Source organism: Lutibacter sp. (genome assembly GCF_033723435.1).
Lineage (GTDB): Bacteria > Bacteroidota > Bacteroidia > Flavobacteriales > Flavobacteriaceae > Lutibacter.
Map to the genome: position 1 here is coordinate 1 of NZ_JAWVXC010000003.1, position 20,846 is coordinate 20,846.

Annotated in this window: 16 protein-coding genes; 8 read left to right on the forward strand and 8 right to left on the reverse strand. The window is 29.2% G+C overall.

The annotated features are described in order from the left end of the window. From R3342_RS05810 to R3342_RS05820, 3 genes are all read left to right on the forward strand, one after another. Positions 1-2,835: Ig-like domain-containing protein (locus tag R3342_RS05810; protein WP_318938884.1), on the forward strand; the 2,835-nt coding region annotated here is incomplete at its 5' end. A gap of 61 nt (positions 2,836-2,896) precedes the next feature. Beyond that, positions 2,897-3,823: a type IX secretion system membrane protein PorP/SprF gene (locus tag R3342_RS05815; protein WP_318938887.1), complete on the forward strand. Its 927-nt coding sequence runs from the start codon at positions 2,897-2,899 to the stop codon at positions 3,821-3,823. Positions 3,824-3,848: 25 nt separating this feature from the next. Next, positions 3,849-5,414 carry an OmpA family protein gene (locus R3342_RS05820; RefSeq protein ID WP_318938888.1) on the forward strand — a complete coding sequence of 522 codons (1,566 nt, stop codon included), beginning with the start codon at positions 3,849-3,851 and terminating at the stop codon, positions 5,412-5,414. Positions 5,415-5,682: 268 nt separating this feature from the next. Here R3342_RS05820 and gcvP read toward each other — a convergent pair whose 3' ends face one another. Beyond that, positions 5,683-8,526, reverse strand: a complete 2,844-nt coding sequence (gene gcvP, locus R3342_RS05825; protein WP_318938889.1) for an aminomethyl-transferring glycine dehydrogenase — start codon at positions 8,524-8,526, stop codon at positions 5,683-5,685. A gap of 138 nt (positions 8,527-8,664) precedes the next feature. Here gcvP and R3342_RS05830 point away from each other — a divergent pair, with 138 nt between their 5' ends. Continuing rightward, positions 8,665-9,513: a hypothetical protein gene (locus tag R3342_RS05830; RefSeq protein WP_318938890.1), complete on the forward strand. Its 849-nt coding sequence runs from the start codon at positions 8,665-8,667 to the stop codon at positions 9,511-9,513. A gap of 63 nt (positions 9,514-9,576) precedes the next feature. Here the strand turns inward: R3342_RS05830 and R3342_RS05835 are convergent, their stop codons facing one another. After that, positions 9,577-10,350: a zinc ribbon domain-containing protein gene (locus R3342_RS05835; RefSeq protein WP_318938891.1), complete on the reverse strand. Its 774-nt coding sequence runs from the start codon at positions 10,348-10,350 to the stop codon at positions 9,577-9,579. A 1-nt stretch (position 10,351) separates the two neighbouring features. After that, complete coding sequence (locus R3342_RS05840; RefSeq protein WP_318938892.1) at positions 10,352-11,446, reverse strand: Nif3-like dinuclear metal center hexameric protein; 1,095 nt, start codon at positions 11,444-11,446, stop codon at positions 10,352-10,354. Between the two features lie 93 nt (positions 11,447-11,539). Between R3342_RS05840 and lpxK the strand changes: the two genes are divergently transcribed. Both lpxK and R3342_RS05850 read left to right on the forward strand, forming a co-directional pair. Next, positions 11,540-12,577, forward strand: coding sequence for a tetraacyldisaccharide 4'-kinase (gene lpxK / locus R3342_RS05845; protein ID WP_318938893.1), 1,038 nt, complete (start codon positions 11,540-11,542; stop codon positions 12,575-12,577). Continuing rightward, positions 12,549-13,361, forward strand: a complete 813-nt coding sequence (locus tag R3342_RS05850; RefSeq protein WP_318938895.1) for a purine-nucleoside phosphorylase — start codon at positions 12,549-12,551, stop codon at positions 13,359-13,361. Before lpxK ends, R3342_RS05850 begins: the two co-directional genes overlap by 29 nt. A gap of 9 nt (positions 13,362-13,370) precedes the next feature. Here R3342_RS05850 and R3342_RS05855 read toward each other — a convergent pair whose 3' ends face one another. From R3342_RS05855 to R3342_RS05870, 4 genes are read right to left on the reverse strand one after another with little or no spacing between them, the layout of a single operon-like run. Next, positions 13,371-14,261: an exopolyphosphatase gene (locus tag R3342_RS05855; protein ID WP_318938897.1), complete on the reverse strand. Its 891-nt coding sequence runs from the start codon at positions 14,259-14,261 to the stop codon at positions 13,371-13,373. A gap of 1 nt (position 14,262) precedes the next feature. Then, positions 14,263-14,751, reverse strand: a complete 489-nt coding sequence (locus R3342_RS05860; RefSeq protein WP_318938899.1) for a SixA phosphatase family protein — start codon at positions 14,749-14,751, stop codon at positions 14,263-14,265. Between the two features lie 35 nt (positions 14,752-14,786). After that, the gene (pdxH, locus tag R3342_RS05865; RefSeq protein ID WP_318938901.1) at positions 14,787-15,434 is read right to left on the reverse strand and encodes a pyridoxamine 5'-phosphate oxidase; all 648 of its coding nucleotides are present in this window, start codon (positions 15,432-15,434) and stop codon (positions 14,787-14,789) included. A 50-nt stretch (positions 15,435-15,484) separates the two neighbouring features. After that, complete coding sequence (locus R3342_RS05870) at positions 15,485-16,945, reverse strand: sodium:solute symporter (RefSeq protein WP_318938903.1); 1,461 nt, start codon at positions 16,943-16,945, stop codon at positions 15,485-15,487. A gap of 77 nt (positions 16,946-17,022) precedes the next feature. On the opposite strand from R3342_RS05870, the gene recR reads away from it, so the two are divergent. Both recR and R3342_RS05880 read left to right on the forward strand, forming a co-directional pair. After that, positions 17,023-17,634, forward strand: coding sequence for a recombination mediator RecR (recR, locus tag R3342_RS05875; protein ID WP_318938904.1), 612 nt, complete (start codon positions 17,023-17,025; stop codon positions 17,632-17,634). 3 nt (positions 17,635-17,637) lie between these two features. Then, positions 17,638-18,786 (forward strand): glycosyltransferase family 2 protein, encoded by a 1,149-nt coding sequence (locus tag R3342_RS05880; RefSeq protein ID WP_318938906.1) that lies wholly within the window; start codon positions 17,638-17,640, stop codon positions 18,784-18,786. On the opposite strand, the gene R3342_RS05885 is transcribed toward R3342_RS05880, so the two are convergent. After that, positions 18,779-20,842 carry an acetate--CoA ligase family protein gene (locus R3342_RS05885; RefSeq protein WP_318938908.1) on the reverse strand — a complete coding sequence of 688 codons (2,064 nt, stop codon included), beginning with the start codon at positions 20,840-20,842 and terminating at the stop codon, positions 18,779-18,781. The genes R3342_RS05880 and R3342_RS05885 overlap by 8 nt on opposite strands. Between the last annotated feature and the right edge of the window lie 4 nt (positions 20,843-20,846).

Consider the following 20,846-nt stretch of genomic DNA (forward strand, 5'->3'; position numbering starts at 1 on the left):
ACAGGAGGTAGTGTAGTAGCAACTCCAACTTTAAATAGTGTAGGCAGTGCAACATATTATGCAGAATACAGTAATGGTACATGTTCAAGTGTAAGCAGAACATCGGTAACCTTAACGATAACCGGAGCGCCATCCGCACCTGAAATTACGGGAGACTCTTCTGTATGTATGGGTTCAGAATTGTATTTAGAAACTACAGCTACAGGAACAATTACTTGGTATTCTTCTAATACAGATGTAGCAACTGTAAATGCAAATGGTGTTGTTACACCAGTTGCTCCTGGAACAGCAATAATAACATATATGGTTGAAAACTCTGAAACAGGTTGTAGTTCAATATCTGCAGGAAAAGAAATTAAAGTTAACGCTTTACCAGTTGGAAGTGATAAAGAATTAACTATTGATAGTGGAGATACATTAAATGAAATATTGACGACAAATATGTCTAATGTTACTTACGCTTGGCAAGCAGCAGATAATACTAACATTGTAGGAGAGACAACAGTTATGAGTTCATCATCAAGTATTACAGATACGTTAACTAATTTGACTGGATCTGTTCAGGATGTGGTTTATACTATTACGCCAACTTCAGAAGCAGGTTGTTCAGGTGATTCATATACTATTACAGTTCATGTGAATCCTAAGTTACCTACTATAAGTATTGATGATCAGTTAAATATAGCAGAAGGAAATACAGCGAATTTTACTGTAACTTTAAGTAATACATATATTTATGACGTTACATTTACAGTAAACACTGTAGATGGAACAGCGGTAGCTCCAGGTGATTATGTTGCAATTGTTAACCAAACATATACAATTCCGGCAGGTTCAACATCAGTTAATGTTCCAGTAACATTAAATAATGATAATATTTATGAACCTACTGAGTTATATCAAGTAGTTTTATCAAACGCAAAAATTACAACAATAGATACTCCAATAACAACTACTGATTTAGTTGGAGATGGTTCAATAACAAATACAACTGAAGCTCCAGTTGTTAGTATAGTAGCAACAACACAAGCAAGCGAACCTGATAGTAATGGATTGTTTACTATTAACTTAACAAATCCAATGAGTACTTCGACAACAGTAAGTTACACAGTAAGTGGTACAGCTACAAATGGAACAGATTATGAAACTATTACTAATTCAATAGTAATTCCAGCAAATACAACCAGTATCACAATACCAGTGAATGTTATTGATGATGATATTGTTGAAGGAACAGAGAGTGTTATACTAACATTGTTAAATACAGATAACACATCAACTATTACAACAGTTCCTGCTGATGCAACTGCTACAGTAAATATTACTGATGATGATTCTGCAAGTGTATCAATAAATGATGCACCAGTAGTTGTTGAGGGTTCAGATGTAGTATTTACAGTAACATTAACAGGTAATATTCAAGATGCCTTAACAGTTGACTTTTCTACTAATGACGGAACAGCGGTTGCGCCAGATGATTATACAACTCAAAGCGGAGTAGTTACATTTCCTGCAGGTTCTGTAAGTGGAGCAACTCAAACAGTGACTGTAACAACAATTGATAATAGTGTAATTGAGCCAACTGAAAACTTTACGGTGGATTTATCTAATCTAATAAGTTCAGGTTCTGCAAGTATTTCAGATAATCAAGGAATAGGTACAATAATAGATTTGGATATAGCTTTAGTTGATGATGCTACTAGTACAGATGAAGATACTTCAGTTGTGATTTCAGTATTAGAGAATGATACTTATGGATCTGACGATAGTGTTCAAATTACGGAAGTTACTAGTCCTTCTAATGGAACAGTTGTAATTAATGAAGACGGAACAGTAACTTACATACCAAATCCAGATTTTAATGGAGAAGATACTTTTGATTACACAGTTACGGTTACTAATTCAGATGAAAGTACCACAACAGGTACAGCTACTGTTACGGTAACAGTAAATCCAGTGCAGGATGCACAAGATGATACAGCAGAAACTACAGATCAAAATCCAATTGAAATAGATGTTTTAGCGAATGATACTTTTGACTCAAATACTAATCTTGAAATTACTTCAGTAACTACTCCTACAAATGGTAATGTAGTTATTAATTCAGGAGGAACAGTAACGTATACAGCGAATGAAGGTTTTTATGGAGAAGATACTTTTGAATATACTGTAACTGTAACAAATGCAGATGGAACCACAACTACGGAAACAGCAACAGTTACTGTAACAGTTACTTTATCTCCATTTGCAATTGATGATGAAGCCGTAACAGATGCAAATATTCCAATTGATATAAATGTATTAGATAATGATTATGATGAAGATGGTAATATTAACCCAGAATCAGTTGTAATTACAGAAGACCCATTTGATGGAACAGTAGTTGTTAATGCAGATGGAACTGTAACTTATACACCTAATACCGATTTTATAGGAGAGGACACATTTGTTTATCAAGTTTGTGATAATGATGGATTATGTGATACAGCAACAGTTACTGTAGTTGTAACAGGAGTATTAGCTGCAGAGTTAATAATTCCACAAGGTTTTTCACCAAACGGTGATGGTATACACGATGTATTCTATATACATGGATTAGTTAATTTATATCCTAATTTCCAATTACAGATTTATAATAGATGGGGTAATAAAGTGTACGATTATACTCACAATGGAAATCCAGATAGTGAGCCAAAATGGTGGGATGGATATTCTCAATCTAGAACAACATTGAATAAGAGTAGACAAGAACCAGTAGGAACCTATTTCTATGTCCTTCATTTTAATAAAGATGGAGCAAAACCAAGATCAGGATACGTGTATTTAAACAGATAAATTTAATAAAGTATGTAATAGCATAAATAATTTATGCTATTACATACCAAAAAATCCAATTATGAAAAGTATAAAATCCCTTTTAAAATTAAGTGTATTATTGTTTTCAGTAGTAACAATTTATGGGCAACAAGATGCCCAGTATACACAATATATGTACAATATGAATATATTGAATCCAGCTTATGCAGGTTCTCAAGGTACGCTAAGTATTGGCTTATTAGGAAGAACTCAGTGGGTTGGTATTGATGGAGCTCCAAAAACATTTACAGCATCTATTAATGCACCAATGAGCAAAAATGTTGGATTTGGATTTTCAGTGATAGCTGATAAAATAGGTCCGGTAAAAGAGCAAAATGCATATGCAGATTTTTCTTATACAATAAAAGTTAGTGATAAATCTCATTTAGCATTTGGTCTTAAAGGAGGATTTACGTTTATGAATGCAAATTTAAGTTTATTAGATTTAGGAGACAATGTTCCGGATGATTTGTTTACTAATGTTGATTTAAATAGAACATCACCAAATTTTGGAGTTGGAGCATTTTATTATACAAATAAATTTTATATCGGTTTATCAGCACCTAATATGTTAAAAACATTGCATTTTGAAAAGAAAGGTGGTGTGGTTTATAGAGCAGTTGAAGAAGTGCATTATTTTTTAACTTCAGGAATTGTATTTAGCCCTTCCGATAATTTAAAACTAAAACCTTCAATAATGTTAAAAGCTGTTAATGGTGCTCCGCCTTCTATGGATATTTCAGGAAATGCATTAATTCAAAATAAATTTGAATTAGGTTTATCTTGGAGAATAGACGACTCTGTTAGTGCGTTATTTAATTTGGCGATTTCACCAAATATTAAAATTGGTTATGCTTATGATTATACATTAACTAATTTAGGAGATTTTAATTCTGGATCTCATGAAGTGTTCTTTTTGTATAATATAAGCAATTCAAAATCAGGATTATCACCACGTTTCTTTTAACTCTTATTAAGTAAAAAATTTAACAATGAAAAAAATTTACACAATAGCAGTTTTTTTAATAGGATTTATAATCTCTTTAAATGCTCAGACGACTGAAGACCAATATTCAATTAAAAATTTGTCAATAAATACTGAACTTTCAAACTTTGGAACTTCTTTTTATGGAAGTGATAAATTAATTTTTTCACAACCAGTAAAAAGAAAATTCATTATTAATAATGTATGGAAACCAAATAATCAACCATATTTAGATTTATATATTGGAGATATTCAAAAAGATGGTGAAATTTCTAATATTAAGAAATTTTCTAGTAAATTAAACACTCGCTATCATGAAGCTGATGTTTGTTTTTCAAAAGATAAAAAAACAGTTTACTTCTCAAGGAGTAATTTTCAGAATGGGAGATATAAAAAAGATTCATTAGGGGTTAATAGAATTAAACTTTTTAAAGCAGTTGTTGGGCCAAATAATGAATGGACTAATGTAGAGCCTTTACCTTTTAATAATGATAATTATTCTGTTGGGCATCCAGCACTTAGTGATGATGGAAAAACACTATATTTTATATCTGATATGCCAGGTACTTTAGGTAAAACAGATATATTTAAAGTTGCTATTAATAGTGATGGTACTTATGGAACTCCAGTAAATTTAGGGCCAAAAATTAATACTCCAGAACGTGAAATGTTTCCTTTTGTTTCTGGAAATAATGAATTATATTTTTCATCTGATGGAAGAGAAGGTTTTGGTATGCTAGATGTTTTTAAAGCAGCCATTAATAACGATGGAACCTATGGAGGTCCTGTGAATTTAGGAGGAGAAATAAATAGTGATAAAGATGATTTTGCATTTATAATTGATAATAAAACTCTTAAAGGTTATTTTTCTTCAAATAGAAGTGAAGGAAAAGGAGATGATGATATTTATTTCTTTAAAGAAATTCCAGTTATTTGCAAGCAAAATGTAAATATTGTTGTTATAGACAAACAAACAAAAGCTGCAATTCCTAATGCAGTTGTTAGTATTACAAAAAATGAGGAAGATCTTCCTGATGTAACTGTAGATAAAGATGGAAAATATTTATTTGTAGCAGATTGTGATACTAAATATAGTTTTGCAAGTAATAAAATGGACTATTTTTACCCTGCCGTATTAAAAACAATTACAACTTCTTCAAAAAAAGATGATGTACAAACTGTTGTTTTAGAGATGAATAGAGAGTTAATTAATCTTAATACAATATATTTTGATTTTGATAAATATAATATCAGACCAGATGCGGCCGTTGAATTAGATAAGGTAGTGGCTTATATGAAAAAATATCCTACTTTAAAAGTAGAAGTTGGTTCACATACAGATTCACGTGGTTCATTTAAATATAATGAAAAACTTTCAGAAAAGAGGGCAGAATCTACTGTAGAATATATTGTTTCAAAAGGAATAGATTCAAGTAGGATTACAGCTAAAGGGTATGGAGAAAGAAATTTAGTTAATAAATGTTCTGATGGCGTTAAATGTATAGAAGAAGAACATCAACTAAATAGACGTACAGAATTTGTAATTACAAATCCTGAGTTTATTAAAAATTAAACATTTAAAAATAATAATTTTAAAAATATAAAATTCTAATGGTTTTAATATATCACATTAAAGATTATACTACAGTTGTGGGGACGACGATATCTTTAATTTATTAAAACTGTTGGTTTTCTTTTGGGTGTAATTATAAGAGTGCTAAATAATATACTACAGTTGTGGGGACGACAAATATTATTACTTTTATTTAAGCACCTATATAGAAAAGAAAAGTCTCGAGATATTTCTCGAGACTTTTCAATTTTATTAAAATTTAATTGTATTATACGTAATCTTCAATTGGGTTGCAGGAGCAAATTAAATTTCTATCTCCAAAAGCATTATCAATTCTAGCAACTGCTGGCCAAAATTTATTTTCATTTAAATAAGGTAACGGAAAAGCAGCTTCTTTTCTAGAATAAGGATAATTCCATTCATCAGAAGTTACCATTTCTTGAGTATGAGGTGCATTTTTTAATGCAGTGTTTAAATTACCATTATCTAATGCATCAATTTCACCTTTTATACTAATTAAAGCATCACAAAAACGATCAAGCTCTTTTTTGTTTTCACTTTCAGTAGGTTCAATCATTAAAGTGTCATGAACAGGAAAAGAAACTGTTGGAGCATGATAACCATAATCCATTAATCGTTTAGATACATCAGTAACATCTGCTCCTTTAGCTTTAAATTCTCTAAAATCTACAATCATTTCATGTGCTGCAAAACCATTTTCTCCTGCGTATAAAATTTTAAAGTGTTTTTCTAATCTAGCTTTTAAATAATTAGCATTTAAAATAGCATATTTAGTAGCTTCTTTAAGTCCTTTGGTTCCAAGCATTTTAATATATCCATAGGAGATTAAAAGCACTAAAGCAGATCCCCAAGGTGCAGATGAAATAGCACTTATTGCTTTTTCACCGCCTGTTTTTACTATTGGATTAGAAGGTAAAAAAGGAGCTAAATGTTTTGCTACACAAATTGGACCAACTCCAGGACCTCCACCACCGTGAGGTATTGCAAATGTTTTATGTAAATTTAAATGGCAAACATCAGCTCCAATAGTTGCAGGATTTGTTAATCCTACTTGAGCGTTCATATTTGCACCATCCATATAAACTTGTCCACCGTTTGTGTGAATAATTTTAGTAATTTCTTTAATAGAACTTTCAAAAACACCATGAGTAGAAGGATAAGTAACCATTAACGCTCCTAAATTATCTTTATGTAATTCAGCTTTTTCACGTAAATCATCTACATCTATATTACCAGCTTCTGTAGATTTTGTAACTACAACTTTAAAACCAGCCATAACAGCTGATGCAGGATTTGTTCCGTGTGCAGAAGAAGGAATTAAGCAAATATTTCGATGTTTATCTCCGTTTGCTAAGTGATAGGCTCTAATTACAGATAAACCTGCATATTCTCCTTGAGCACCTGAATTTGGTTGTAATGATGTTGCATAAAAACCAGTAATTTCATTAAGTGATTTTTCTAAATCTGCAATTACTTCTTGATAACCTTGAGCTTGGTTTAAAGGAACAAATGGATGTACATTTCCCCAATTTGGCCAACTTAAAGGCAACATTTCAGTAGCGGCATTTAATTTCATAGTACAAGATCCAAGTGAAATCATAGAGTGATTTAGTGATAAATCTTGACGTTCTAATTTTTTTAAATAACGCATCATTTCAGTTTCTGAATGGTATTTTTCAAAAACTTCATTAGTCATAAAATTAGATGTTCTTTTAAAATCTTCTGGTATCTTATTTTCAATAACTGTATCAAATTTTACTATTGATTTTCCTTCTGCTTCCGCTAAAATTTTAAGAATTTCATTAACATCTTCTAAACTAGTAGTTTCATTTAAAGAAATATTAACTACATTTTTTTCAGGATATAAAAAGTTAATTTCTCTTTTTTCTGCAATTTCTTTTACTTTATTATCATTGGTAACTTTTACAGATAAAGTATCAAAAAATAAAGTGTTTTGCTGAACAAGTTGTAATTTTTTTATTCCTTCATTTAAAGTATTTGCTAAATTATTAATACTTGAAGCAATATATTTTAAACCTTCAGCTCCGTGATAAACACCATACATTCCCGCCATTACAGCCAATAAAACTTGAGCGGTACATATATTAGAAGTTGCTTTTTCCCTCTTAATATGTTGCTCACGCGTTTGTAAAGCCATTCTAAGAGCTCGCTTACCAGTTCTGTCTTTTGAAACTCCAATTATTCTTCCAGGAATGTTACGTTTATAACTTTCTTTTGCAGCAAAATAACCTGCATGTGGACCTCCATAACCCATTGGAATTCCAAATCGTTGAGTTGTTCCTACAACAACATCTGCTCCCCATTCACCTGGAGGTGTTAATAGTACTAAACTTAATAAATCAGCAGCAACTGCAACTCTAATTCCGTTTGCATTGGCTTTGTTTACAAAGTCATTGTAATTAAAAATTTGACCACTTTTTCCAGGATATTGAACTATTGCTCCAAAAAAATCATTCGAAAAATTGAAATTTTGATGATTGCCAATACTTAATTCAATTCCAAGCGGAATGGATCTTGTTTTTAAAATACTTATGGTTTGTGGCAATAATTCTTCAGAAACGAAAAATTTACTGGTTCCTGATTTTATTTGATTGCGGCTTCTAGTATTAAAAAGCATAATCATAGCTTCTGCAACAGCAGTTCCCTCATCTAATAAAGAGGAATTAGCTAAAGGTAATCCTGTTAAATCACTTACAATTGTTTGGTAATTTAATAGTGCTTCTAATCTGCCTTGAGAAATTTCAGCTTGGTAAGGAGTGTAAGAGGTATACCAACCTGGATTTTCTAAAACATTACGTTGAATTACACTAGGTAATACGGTTGGGTGATATCCTAAACCAATATAATTTTTAAATAATTTATTTTTATTGGATAATAATTGAATTTTTCTAAGATATTCAAATTCACTGATAGCTTTTGGTAAATTTAATTCATTTTTTAAGCGAATATCAGTTGGAATTGTTTTATCAATTAGTTCGTCTAAGGAGTTTACTCCTATAGTTTTAACCATTTCTTTAACCTCATTTTCCTGCGGTCCTAAATGTCTCAAAACAAAAGAATCTGTTTTCATTTATATTAGTTGTGTGAGTTAATTTTAAGCACACAAATTTAATTAAAATTAACTAATTCATATGCTAATTTTATCACTTAATATACCTTATATTAAATTAATATATTTAGATAAAAATCAAAAAACTACATTTGCGTAATGAATGGTTTAAAAAAAATATTTGATTTTTATATTTTTAGTAATATACACGTAGCTATAGCTGGATATTGTATGGCAAAAGTTACACTATTAAAGTTTGACGTAAATTCAAATTTAGTTCCTTTACTTATTGGATTTTCTATTATTATTTCCTATAATTTTATACGTTATTTTGAAATAAATTCGAAACGATTAGGTTGGTTTAAGTCTTGGTTTTTCGAAAATAAAACTAAACTAGTTTGGATTTCTGTTTTGTCTTTTTTAATGTCAATTTACATCGTTTTTTTTACTGAATTTAATATTGAATCTTTACTTGTTGTAATTCCATTTGCTTTTATTACTTTTTTTTACGCAATTCCATTATTTAAAATTGGAAAGTTGCACATCTCTTTCAGAAATTTTCCCGCAATTAAAATATTTAGTATTGCAATAGCTTGGGCAGGAGTTACAGTTTTATTTCCATTGTTAGAAGCTGGATATCATTTTAATTATGATGTTTATTTAGAATTTTTTCAACGTATATTAATTTTAATAGCTTATACAATTCCTTTTGATATTAGAGATGTTTATTTTGATGACAAAGAATTAAAAACAATTCCTCAATTAGTAGGAGTTCAAAAATCTAAAATTTTAGGAACAGTTCTATTGTTGTTATTTGTTTTAATAAGTTTATTTAAAAATAGCTATTTTGAAAAAGATGTTTCATCTGATGTTGTAATAGCAATTGTAACTGTTTTGTTTTTATGGAATTCTACAGCTAAAAAATCTCGGTATTACACAAGTTTTTTTGTGGAAGCAGTTCCAATTATTTGGTTTTTAATACTCCTTGTATTTTATAATAATATATAAAAAGCTATAAAAAAAACAAAGGTTTCCAATTGGAAACCTTTGTTTTAAATATGTATTTGTATATTACTTTAGTAGTTTATTTATTTTTTCTTTTTCTTCTTCAGCTAATGCACCATCTACTAAAATTCTACCACTATGTTCGTCAATAATTATTTTTTTTCTACTTGCAATTTCAACTTGTCTTTGTGGAGGAATTGTAAAGAATGAACCTCCAGAAGCACCTCTTTCAATAGAAACTACAGCTAAACCATTTCTAACATTCTCTCTAATTCTATTATATGCTTTTAATAATTTTTCATCTATTAAATTAGCATATTCTTCAGATTTTTTAAGCAATAAAGTTTCTTCTTTAACCGTATCTTTCATAATATCTTCTAATTCAGCAGATTTATGTTTTAACTGGTCTTCTTTTTTAGAAATCAATTCTTTGGTAGTGACAATTACTTCTTTTTTTTGTTCAACTTTTGCTTTAAATTCTTTAATTCTTTTTTCAGCAAGTTGAACTTCAAGTTCTTGATATTCTATTTCTTTACTTATAGAATCAAACTCTCTATTATTACGAACATTTTTTTGTTGTTCGTTATATTTTTTAATTAATGCTTTAGCTTCTTCAATCCCTAATTTTTTTGCAGCTATGTCGTTATTTAAATTCTCTACATCTGTATCTAAATTAGATAGTCTTTTGTTTAAACCAACTATTTCATCTTCTAAATCATCAATTTCTAAAGGTAATTCACCTCTAACATTTTTAATTTCATCTACACGCGAGTCAATTAATTGTAAATCGTAAAGTGCTCTTAATTTTTCTTCAACGGTAACTTCTTTCTTTTTAGCCATATTATAAGTAATAAATTGGATTGGTGTTTTTATTTGATAAAACGATTGCAAAATTAGGAAATTTTTTTGTAAGAATATCAACTAAAAGATTTTTTGTGAATTGTTCACTTTCATAATGTCCTATATCTGCAATAATTAACTTGTTTTCAGCTTTATAAAACTCGTGGTATTTAACATCAGAGGTTATATAAGCATCTGCTTTTGCACGAATTGCTTGGTTAATTGCAAAACTGCCTGAGCCTCCTAACACAGCTACTTTTTTAATTGGTTTTCCTAGCAACTTGGAGTGACGAATGCATTTTGTTTGCATGGTGTTTTTTACAAATTGTAAAAAATCAGTTTCACTTTTAGGTTTTTCAAATTCACCAACCATTCCAATACCTATTTCTTTATTTATATTTTCTAATAAAATAATATCGTAGGCTACTTCTTCATAAGGATGAGCTTGTAAAAGTGCTTGAATAATGTTTGCTTGTTTGTGTTTTTCAAAAATAACGCTAACCAAAACTTCATTTTCAGTATGTAAAACACCTTTTTCTCCTAATGTTGGGTTGGAGTTTTCATTTCCTCTATAAGTTCCATAACCTTCGGTATTATAACTACATTGGTCATAATCTCCAATATTTCCAGCGCCAACATTAAACATTGCTTGTCTAACTTTTTCTACATTTTTAGTTGGCACATAGGTGATTAATTTTTTTAAGGTGTTTTTTTGTGGAATTAAAATCTTTCTGTTTTTTAAACCTAAAACTTCACAAATTTTAGCATTTACTCCTTGAAACGAATTGTCTAAAGCAGTGTGCATTGCATAAATAGCTATGTTATTTTGAATTGCTTTTAAAACTACTCGTTCTACATAATTTTCACCATTTAATTTTTTTAAGCCTGAAAATATAATTGGATGAAAACTTACAATTAAATTGCATTTATGTTTAATAGCTTCATCTATGGTGATTTCTAAAGTATCTAGCGTTACCAAAACACCAGAAACTTCAGTAGAATAATTTCCAATTAGTAAGCCAACATTATCAAAATCTTCTGCGTAATTTAAAGGAGCTATTTCTTCAATGCAATTAGTGATATCTTTTATTTTCATCCTAAATTTAGATTTGTACACAAATATAATTCAGCTTTTAAAGTTAACCTAATTATATAAAAATTAATAATATGTTTTGTAAATTCGCAGTCAGTGAATTTTATAAGAAAAATAGCGTTCCCTTTTTCCTTTTTGTATAAAGGGATAACAAGTTTAAGAAATTATTTATTTGATAATAATTTTTTAAAATCAACGGAATTTGATATTCCAACTATTGTGGTTGGAAATTTAAGTGTTGGTGGAACAGGAAAAACTCCTCAAATTGAATATCTGATTAGATTATTAAATGAAAAATATAAGGTTGCGGTTTTAAGTAGAGGATATAAACGAAAAAGTACAGGTTTTGTAATTGCCGATGACAATTCAAATGCTGAAACTATTGGAGACGAACCGTATCAGTATTTTCAAAAATTTAAAAATATTACGGTTTGCGTAGATGCAGATAGAGTTCATGGAGTAAATCAAATTTTAATAAATAGACCAAAAACAAAAGTTGTATTGTTAGACGATGCTTTTCAGCATCGGAAAATTAAAGGAGGTTTAAATATTTTATTAACTTCTTTTGGTAGTTTATATAGTGAGGATTATTTATTACCTAGCGGTAATTTAAGAGAATCTTCATCAGGTGCAAAAAGAGCTCAAATAATTGTAGTAACAAAATGTCCTGAAAAATTAACTGAAAACCAGCAGTTAGAAATCAGTAAAAAATTAAATCCAGAAGCAAATCAAACCATTTTTTTTAGCACAATTAGTTATGATTCTGTTTTGAAAGGAGTTAATAATTTAGCTTTGGAGGATATAGATGACGCTGAAATTTTATTGGTTACCGGAATTGCAAATCCAACACCATTACTAAACTATTTGAAAAATAAGAATATAAAATGCAAACATTTAAAATTTAATGACCATCATCATTTTACCAATCAGGATATTACTATTATTAAAAAGGAATTTAGCAAGATAACTTCAAATAAAAAGATAGTTTTAACTACGGAAAAAGATTATGTTCGTATCTTTGCTAAATTGCCAAATGTCTATTACATTGCTATAAAAACATCATTTATTAATCATAAAACAGATTTTGATAATCTTATAAATACATATGTGGAATCAAGTACAAGAAACCGTTGAGTTTTTAAAAAATAAAGGGATTACAAGTCCAGATTTTGGAATAATTTTAGGAACAGGTTTAGGAAATTTAGTTAGTAAAATAACTATTGATGTTAAAATACCATACAGTGATATACCAAATTTTCCGGTATCTACAGTGCAAGGACATTCAGGAGCATTAATATTTGGAAAAATAGGCACAAAAAAGGTGCTTGCAATGCAAGGGAGATTTCATTTTTATGAAGGTTGGCCAATTGAAAAGACAGTTTTTCCGGTGCGAGTAATGAAATATTTAGGAGTTGAAAATTTAATAGTTTCTAATGCTTCTGGAGGTGTAAATTCTAATTTTTCTGTTGGCGATATTATGATTATCACAGATCATATAAATTTAATGCCAGTACATCCATTACATGGTAAAAATGAAGATAGATTTGGACCAAGGTTTGTAGATATGCATGAAGCTTATAGTAAAAAAATGATTGCAAAAATGGAACTAGTGGCTGAAGACTTAAATATACCAGTTCAAAAAGGGATTTATTTGGCTTTACAAGGACCTACATTTGAAACTCCAGCAGAATATAAAATGGTTAAATTACTTGGTGCGGACGCTGTTGGGATGTCTACAGTCCCAGAAGTAATAACTGCAAAACATATGGGAATGACTTGTTTTGGTATTTCTGTAATTACAGATTTAGGAGTGGAAGGTACAATAGAATCTGTTTCACACGAAGAGGTTCAAGAAGTAGCAAAAAACTCAGAAAAATTAGTTGGTAAATTGGTTGAGGAATTTGTTAAGCAAAACTAAATTACTTTACTATAATTTATTAAAATACAGATTTTTTATAATTCCATCTGCTAAACCAATTTTTGGTACATGAATTTTATGTGAATCACTCCATTTCATTGCGGAAATATAAATTTTTGTTGCCGGAATTATAACATCAGCTCTGTCAGGATTTAATCCTAAAACAGTAATTCTATCCTCATAACTCATGCTACTTAAAAATTCATATTGAGCTTCTAAATAGTGTAAAGTTAATGTCTTACCTATTGGTTTTTCAGACATTTTAAAAAGTTTATTTATATTTCCTCCAGAACCAATTACCGATAGGCTTCTTAGGTGATGTGTGTTTTCTTTAATCCATTTTTCCATAGTTTTCCAAATGAATTGTTTAGATTCTTTATTTAGTAATCGTACTGTTCCAATTTTAAAGGATTTAGAGTTAATTATTTTTCCATTTGAAAATACAGTTAATTCAGTACTACCTCCACCAACATCGACATATAAATACGATTTTTTAACATCGATAATAGTAGATAAATCTGTTGAAAAAATAATTTCAGCTTCTTTCTTTCCGTCAATAATATCAATTTCAATACCTGTAGAATTAAAAACAGATTTTACAATTTCTACACTATTATTAGCTTCTCGCATAGCCGAAGTTGCACATGCTTTATATTTTTTGACGCCATGAACATCCATTAATAAGCTAAAAGCTTGCATTGCTTTTTGCATTCGAATGGCATTGTTTTCAGATATTTCACCTTTTAAAAAAGCATCTTCTCCTAATCGAATTGGAACTCGAACTATTGCCGATTTTTTGAAAACTGGAGCAGGTGCATTATTTTCGGTGATGACATTTACAACAAGTAGTCTAATTGCGTTAGAACCAATATCAATACCTGCAAGTTTCTCAATTTTCATATTATTTGTAATTTTTTGGAAAATCTGTTAAAAAAGTTTTACCAGATTTTATGTTTTTCCAATGTTCAGTTTCAAATTCTATTCCTATTACACCACAAGTAGGAACATGATTTAATAGCTTACTTCCAAATTTATTTACAAAATCGCTAATACCATGGTCGTGACTAAAAATTATAGCTGAATCAAAACTGTCATCTAATGCTTTTACGGTTTTAATTAAATAACCATCGCTAAAGCTGTATAACGATTTGCTGATTCTTAAATTTGCAAGAGGGTAATTAAAAGAATAACTAAAAATCATGGCTGTGTGTAGTGCTCGGTTTGCGCAACTTGAAACAAAAACATCTGGCCGTTCAATTTTTTTTTGTAATACAGATGAAATTAAATAAGCATCGTTTATACCACGTTTTTTTAGTGGCCTATCAATGTCATTAATACCTTCATACTCCCAAGAAGATTTAGCATGCCTAACAATGTAAAGTTTTTTCATAGGTTGTGTTGTGGTTTCTTTTCAAATATAAGAAATCAAGGAGCTAATCTATCTATTTTCCAGTCATAATTTTTTTGTAATGTATAAATTATTCTGTCGTGCATTCTGTTAGGTCTTCCTTGCCAAAATTCCATACTTATTGGTTTTACAATAAATCCACCCCAAAATTCAGGGCGAGGAATTTCTTTGTTTTTAAATTTATTTTCAAAAAAAGTTAATTTATCGTCTAGATATTTGCGAGAAGGTACAATTTTACTTTGGTTGGAAGCCCAAGCACTTAGTTTACTTCCATCAGGTCGAGTTTCAAAGTAACCATCCGATAAGTTTTCAGCAATTTTTTCAGCTTTACCTTTTATTATAACTTGACGTTCTAAATTATTCCAAAAAAAAGATAAACATACTTTAGGATTTTTTAAAATTGCTTTTCCTTTTTCACTATTATAATTGGTGTAAAAAATAAACCCTTCCCAAGTATATTTTTTAAGTAAAACTGTTCTGTTTTTAGGATAACTATCTAATCCAATAGTTGAAATATTCATTGCGTTTGGTTCTATATTTCCACCAAACTCCTCAACTTCATAAAACCATTTTTGAAAAAGTTCCATCGGATTTTCCAAAACTTCTTTTTTTGAAAGTTCTCGTTTTTTATAAACTTTTCGATAATTACTAAGGTCTTGTTCCATATAACAAAAATAAAAAATCTTTTATAGGAAGTGTCTTTTACACGGTTTTATTATTTAGATTTTTGAAGTAATAAAAGTCCGGTAAAAGTTATTCCTGCATTTACTATTAATAATTCATAACCAAAAACATAACCGTTTAATAATTGTATAGAATATGCATTAATTAAATAAGTTAAAGCAACGGATACTATTGCAACTAACCAAACTAAATTGTCTTTAATAGGTATTTTGGTAAAAATTCCAAAAGCAAAAATTCCTAATAAAGGACCGTATGTGTAAGATGCAACTTGCAATAAGCTACTAATTACATTATCTTTTAATAAATATTTAAAACTGATTATTACTAAAATTAAAACTATAGAAATGCTGATATGCACCTTTTTACGAATGGCTTTTTGTCTATTTTTTGGTTTGCTTTCAATATCTAAAAAATCAATACAATACGATGTTGTTAATGAGGTTAAAGCACTATCAGCACTAGAATAAGCAGCGGCGATAAGTCCTAAAATAAAAAGAACTGCTATTGCCATTCCTAAATTACTTTGTAAAGCAATTTCAGGAAAAAGTAAATCGGTTTTAACACTACCATCTACAATAGGTATAGCAATGTTAAATTTATGAGCATAAATAAACAATAAAGCACCTAGAGATAAAAATATAAAGTTTACAATAATTAGAATAAATCCTAATGACAATACATTCCATTGCGCTTCTTTTGTGTTTTTACAGGTTAAGTTTTTTTGCATCATATCTTGGTCTAAACCTGTCATAGCAATTGCAATAAACATTCCTCCTAAAATAGATTTTACTGCATATTTTTTATCGTTAAAATCGTCTAAAAACCAAATTTTACTGTAATGTTTAAATTCTGTAGAAGCTAGTAAATCGGTTACAGACCAATTTAATTGATTAAGAATAATGTTTATTGAAGCAAAAACAGCAACTAACATAAACAAAGTTTGCAAAGTATCTGTCCAAACAATAGTTTTTATTCCTCCTTTAAAAGTGTAAATCCAAATTAAAAGAATAGATAATATTACGGTAATTTCAAACGGAACATTCCATGCATCGAAAATAAAATATTGCAAAACCGAAGCAACTAAAAATAATCGAAAGGAAGCTCCTAAAACCCGAGATACAAAAAAGAAAAATGCACCAGTTTTATGTGTTGAATTACCAAATCTAATTTTTAAATATTCATAAATTGAAGTAACTTTTAATTGATAATAAATAGGAATTAAAATGTATGCAATAACCATATAACCAAACAAATAGCCAATTACCACTTGCATATAACTAAATTGAGAGCTTTGTACCCAACCAGGAACAGAAATAAACGTAACTCCAGAAAGCGAAGCTCCAATCATTCCAAAAGCAACAACATACCAAGGCGAATTTTTATTAGCTTTAAAAAAAGTTTCGTTGTTATCGTTTTTTCCTGTAAAATAGGCTATTAGCAATAAAAATCCGAAGTAAGTTAGTATTAGTAAAAGAATATAAATTGGTTTCATTTAATGCTATAAGTGTTTGGAATAACAAAGAAACTAAAATTATTGAGAATATCGTTTCATAATATTACATTTGCTGTATGAATTTTTCGTCAAAACTTTTAGAAAATGCAGTAAATGAAATGGCTCAGTTTCCAGGAATAGGAAAAAGAACTGCATTACGTTTGGTTTTACATTTATTAAAACAGCCAAAATCTCATACACATAGGTTGTCAAACTCTTTAAATAATTTAGTTGATGATATTAAATTATGTGGTAAATGTCATAATATTTCTGACCAGGAAATTTGTGAAATTTGCAGAAATACATCAAGAAATGAAGAAATAGTTTGTGTTGTTGAGGATGTGCGAGATGTAATGGCAATTGAAAATACAGCGCAATATAAAGGATTGTATCATGTTTTAGGAGGTAAAATATCACCAATTGAAGGTGTTGGCCCCCAAAATTTAACTATTGATAGCTTAATTAATAAGGTAAAAGAAGGAACTATTAAAGAAGTTATTTTTGCATTAAGTTCTACTATTGAAGGGGATACTACCAATTTTTATATTTTTAAACAATTAGAAAATTTAGAGGTTAAAACCTCTACAATTGCCAGAGGCATTTCTGTTGGAGACGAACTAGAATATGCGGATGAAATCACATTAGGAAGAAGTATTGCTAACCGAATTCCTTTTGAAAAATCATTATAGTTAATGGATATTTCTGTAGTTATTGTAAATTATAATGTAGCTTATTTTTTAGAACAATGTGTTTTAAGTGTTAAGGCTTCTTCCACTAATTTAAATGCTGAAATAATTGTAGTTGATAACAATTCTACAGATAAAAGTTGCGAATTGCTTTCTGAAAAATATCCTGAAATAACTCTTATTCAAAACAAAAAAAATATTGGTTTTTCTAAAGCTAATAATCAAGGAGTTGCAATAGCTAAAGGAGAGTATGTCTTAATTTTAAATCCTGATACTGTTATAGCAGAAGATACTCTAGATAAAATTTTTGCCTTTGCTAAAATAAAAAATAATTTTGGAGCTTTAGGTGCAAAACTAATTGATGGAGCTGGTAAATTTTTACCTGAAAGTAAACGAGGAATTCCTACGCCTCAAGTTTCTTTTAATAAACTATTTGCAATTTCTAGTAAGCGAACTGGGAAATATTATGCTACACATTTAGCAGAAAATGAAAATGGTATTGTGGATGTTTTAGTTGGTGCTTTTATGTTTATAAAAAAATCTGTTTTTAATGAAGTAAAAGGTTTTGATGAAGATTATTTTATGTATGGAGAAGATATTGATTTGAGTTATAAAATATTAATAAAAGGATATCAAAATTATTATTTTTCTGAAACTTCCGTAATTCATTACAAAGGCGAAAGCACGAAGAAAGATATACAATACCTAAAGTATTTTCATAAGGCAATGAAAATATTTTATAAAAAACACTTTAAACTAAATAAAGTGTATGATTTTTTTATGAGTTTTGGTATTGAACTCTGGTTTTTGCTTAAGTATTTTAAATTTAAATTACCATCTGAAAAGGCAAAACAAATTGAAGCCGTTTTATATTTTGGGAAAAATAGAAAAATAGAAAACTATTTTAATAACAAAACCTTAGTTGTTTCAGAAAACTTGTTAAATCAGTTTGAGGAAATAAAAGAAAGAATTAAAAGGGATCATATTGATACTTTAGTTTTTGACAATGATATTTGTTCAAATGCTCAAATAATTGAACATTTTGAAAAACTAAAAAACGAAAAAGTTTCTTTTAAAATTCACCCAAAACAAACCATGTTTTTAATTGGAAGCATGAGCGCTACCAATAAAGGAGAAATTAATTTTATTAGTTAGTTTTTTCAATTCTTATTCTAGCATCAACAGCAATAATTTCTTCAGAATTTCCTAATAATGGATTTAAATCTAATTCCATAATTTCAGGAGCAATTGTAACTAAATTGGAAATTTTTGTAATAATTTCTGCAAATAAATTTTCGTTAATTCCTTTCTGATTTCTAACACCTTGAATTATTTTATATGATTTTAAATTGTGAATCATATCTTCTGCTTCATTTATTGAAACAGGAGCTAATGCTGCAGTAACATCTTTTAATACTTCAATGTAAATTCCACCTAAACCACATAAAACCAAATGTCCAAAATCACCTTCTTTTTTTGCTCCAATAAATAGTTCGGTTCCTTTTTTCATCGGTTGAATTAAAACACCTTTTGCGCCTTCAATTTTCATTATTTTATCGAAAGAAGTACTTAATTTTTCAAAGGAATCAATATTTAAAATTATGCCACCAACATCCGATTTATGAATTGGCCCAACAATTTTCATAACTATAGGAAAATCTGTTTTTTCTACAGCATTTTTACATTCTTTAACAGAGGAACAAATATATTCTGAAACTACTGGTATTTTCGATAATTCTAATAATTGTTTTACCTGTTTTGGCGTTAAGTAACCGTTAGTTGCTGAAGCAATAAGATTTCTTATTTCTTTTTGATTACTACTATTTAGTGGTTGAGTATCTTTATTAGTTAAATTAGTAATACGAGTTTTTGCTAACGCATTTCCAAAAATTACTTCATCAGGGAACATTACATTTCCTTTTTCAACAAAATAATCAATTTCTTTTTTAACATTTACAACGGATGGTAATACTGGAAAAATTGGCTTTTTGCAGGTTTTCATTTTTTCAGATAAAATATCATACACGTCATACACTTCAAATAAACCTGGGCTACCAAAAATTACTACCATAGCATCTATTTTAGAAAACTCATTTTCGCAATAATCTATAATAGTTTCTAATTGTTCAGCAGTACCAGTTGCTAAAAAATCAATAGGATTTGAAACGGAAGAGCCTAAAAATAATTTTTCAAGTAATTCTTTACTTTTTTTGTTTTTAATTTCAGGGACATTTAATCCGTTTTTAGATAATGCATCGGTAAGCATAACTGCTGGTCCGCCGGCATGGGTAATAATAGCAATATTTTTTCCTTTTAATTGTGGTAGCATAAAAATAGAAGCAACTGTAATTAGTTCATTTCTACCGTGGCATCGTACAATTCCAGCTTTTTTAAATAAAGCATCTACAGCAATATCAGAATTTGCTAAAGCACCTGTATGAGAACTTGCAGCTCGGCTTCCTGCAGAAGAGCTACCTGCTTTAATTGCGGCTATTTTACATCCTTTTTTAATTAAAGAGCTTGCGTGTTTTAATAATTTTTTAGGATTGCCTATACTCTCAATATATAACAATTTAACTTTTGAACTTTTGGTTTCATCAAAAGTTACATCTAAATGTTCTAATACTTCTTCTACACCAATTTGAGCAGAATTTCCTACGGAATATACACTTGAAAAAGTTAAGCCACTAGCCATAGCAGCTTCAATAATAAAAACAGCAGTAGCACCAGATCCTGATATGAAATCAACTCCTTTTTTATCTAGTTTAGGAATTGGAGTGGTAAAAACTCCAGCGTAATTTTGATTAATTAAACCAATATTATTTGGGCCAAGTAAACTTCCGCCAACAGCATTTATTTCATTTACAATTGCTTCTTCTAATAATTTTCCTTCTGCATCTTTTTCACTAAAACCTGCTGAAAATATAATAAATCCTCTAGTATTTTTTTGTTGTGTTAACACCTGAATAGTTTGTAAAGTAAATTTAGCGGCAATTGCAATAATGGCTAAATCTATCTGTGGAATTTCAGTTACGTTTTGATAACATTTAACCCCTTGAACTTCTGTTTCCTTTGGGTTTACAGCTATTAGCGTTCCTTTAAATTGATGATCTATTAAATTTTTAAGAGCATTACCTCCAGGGGTATGGATGTTATTGGATGCACCAATAACAGCGATGCTTTTAGGTTCAATTAGGTTTTTGTGTAACATTTAC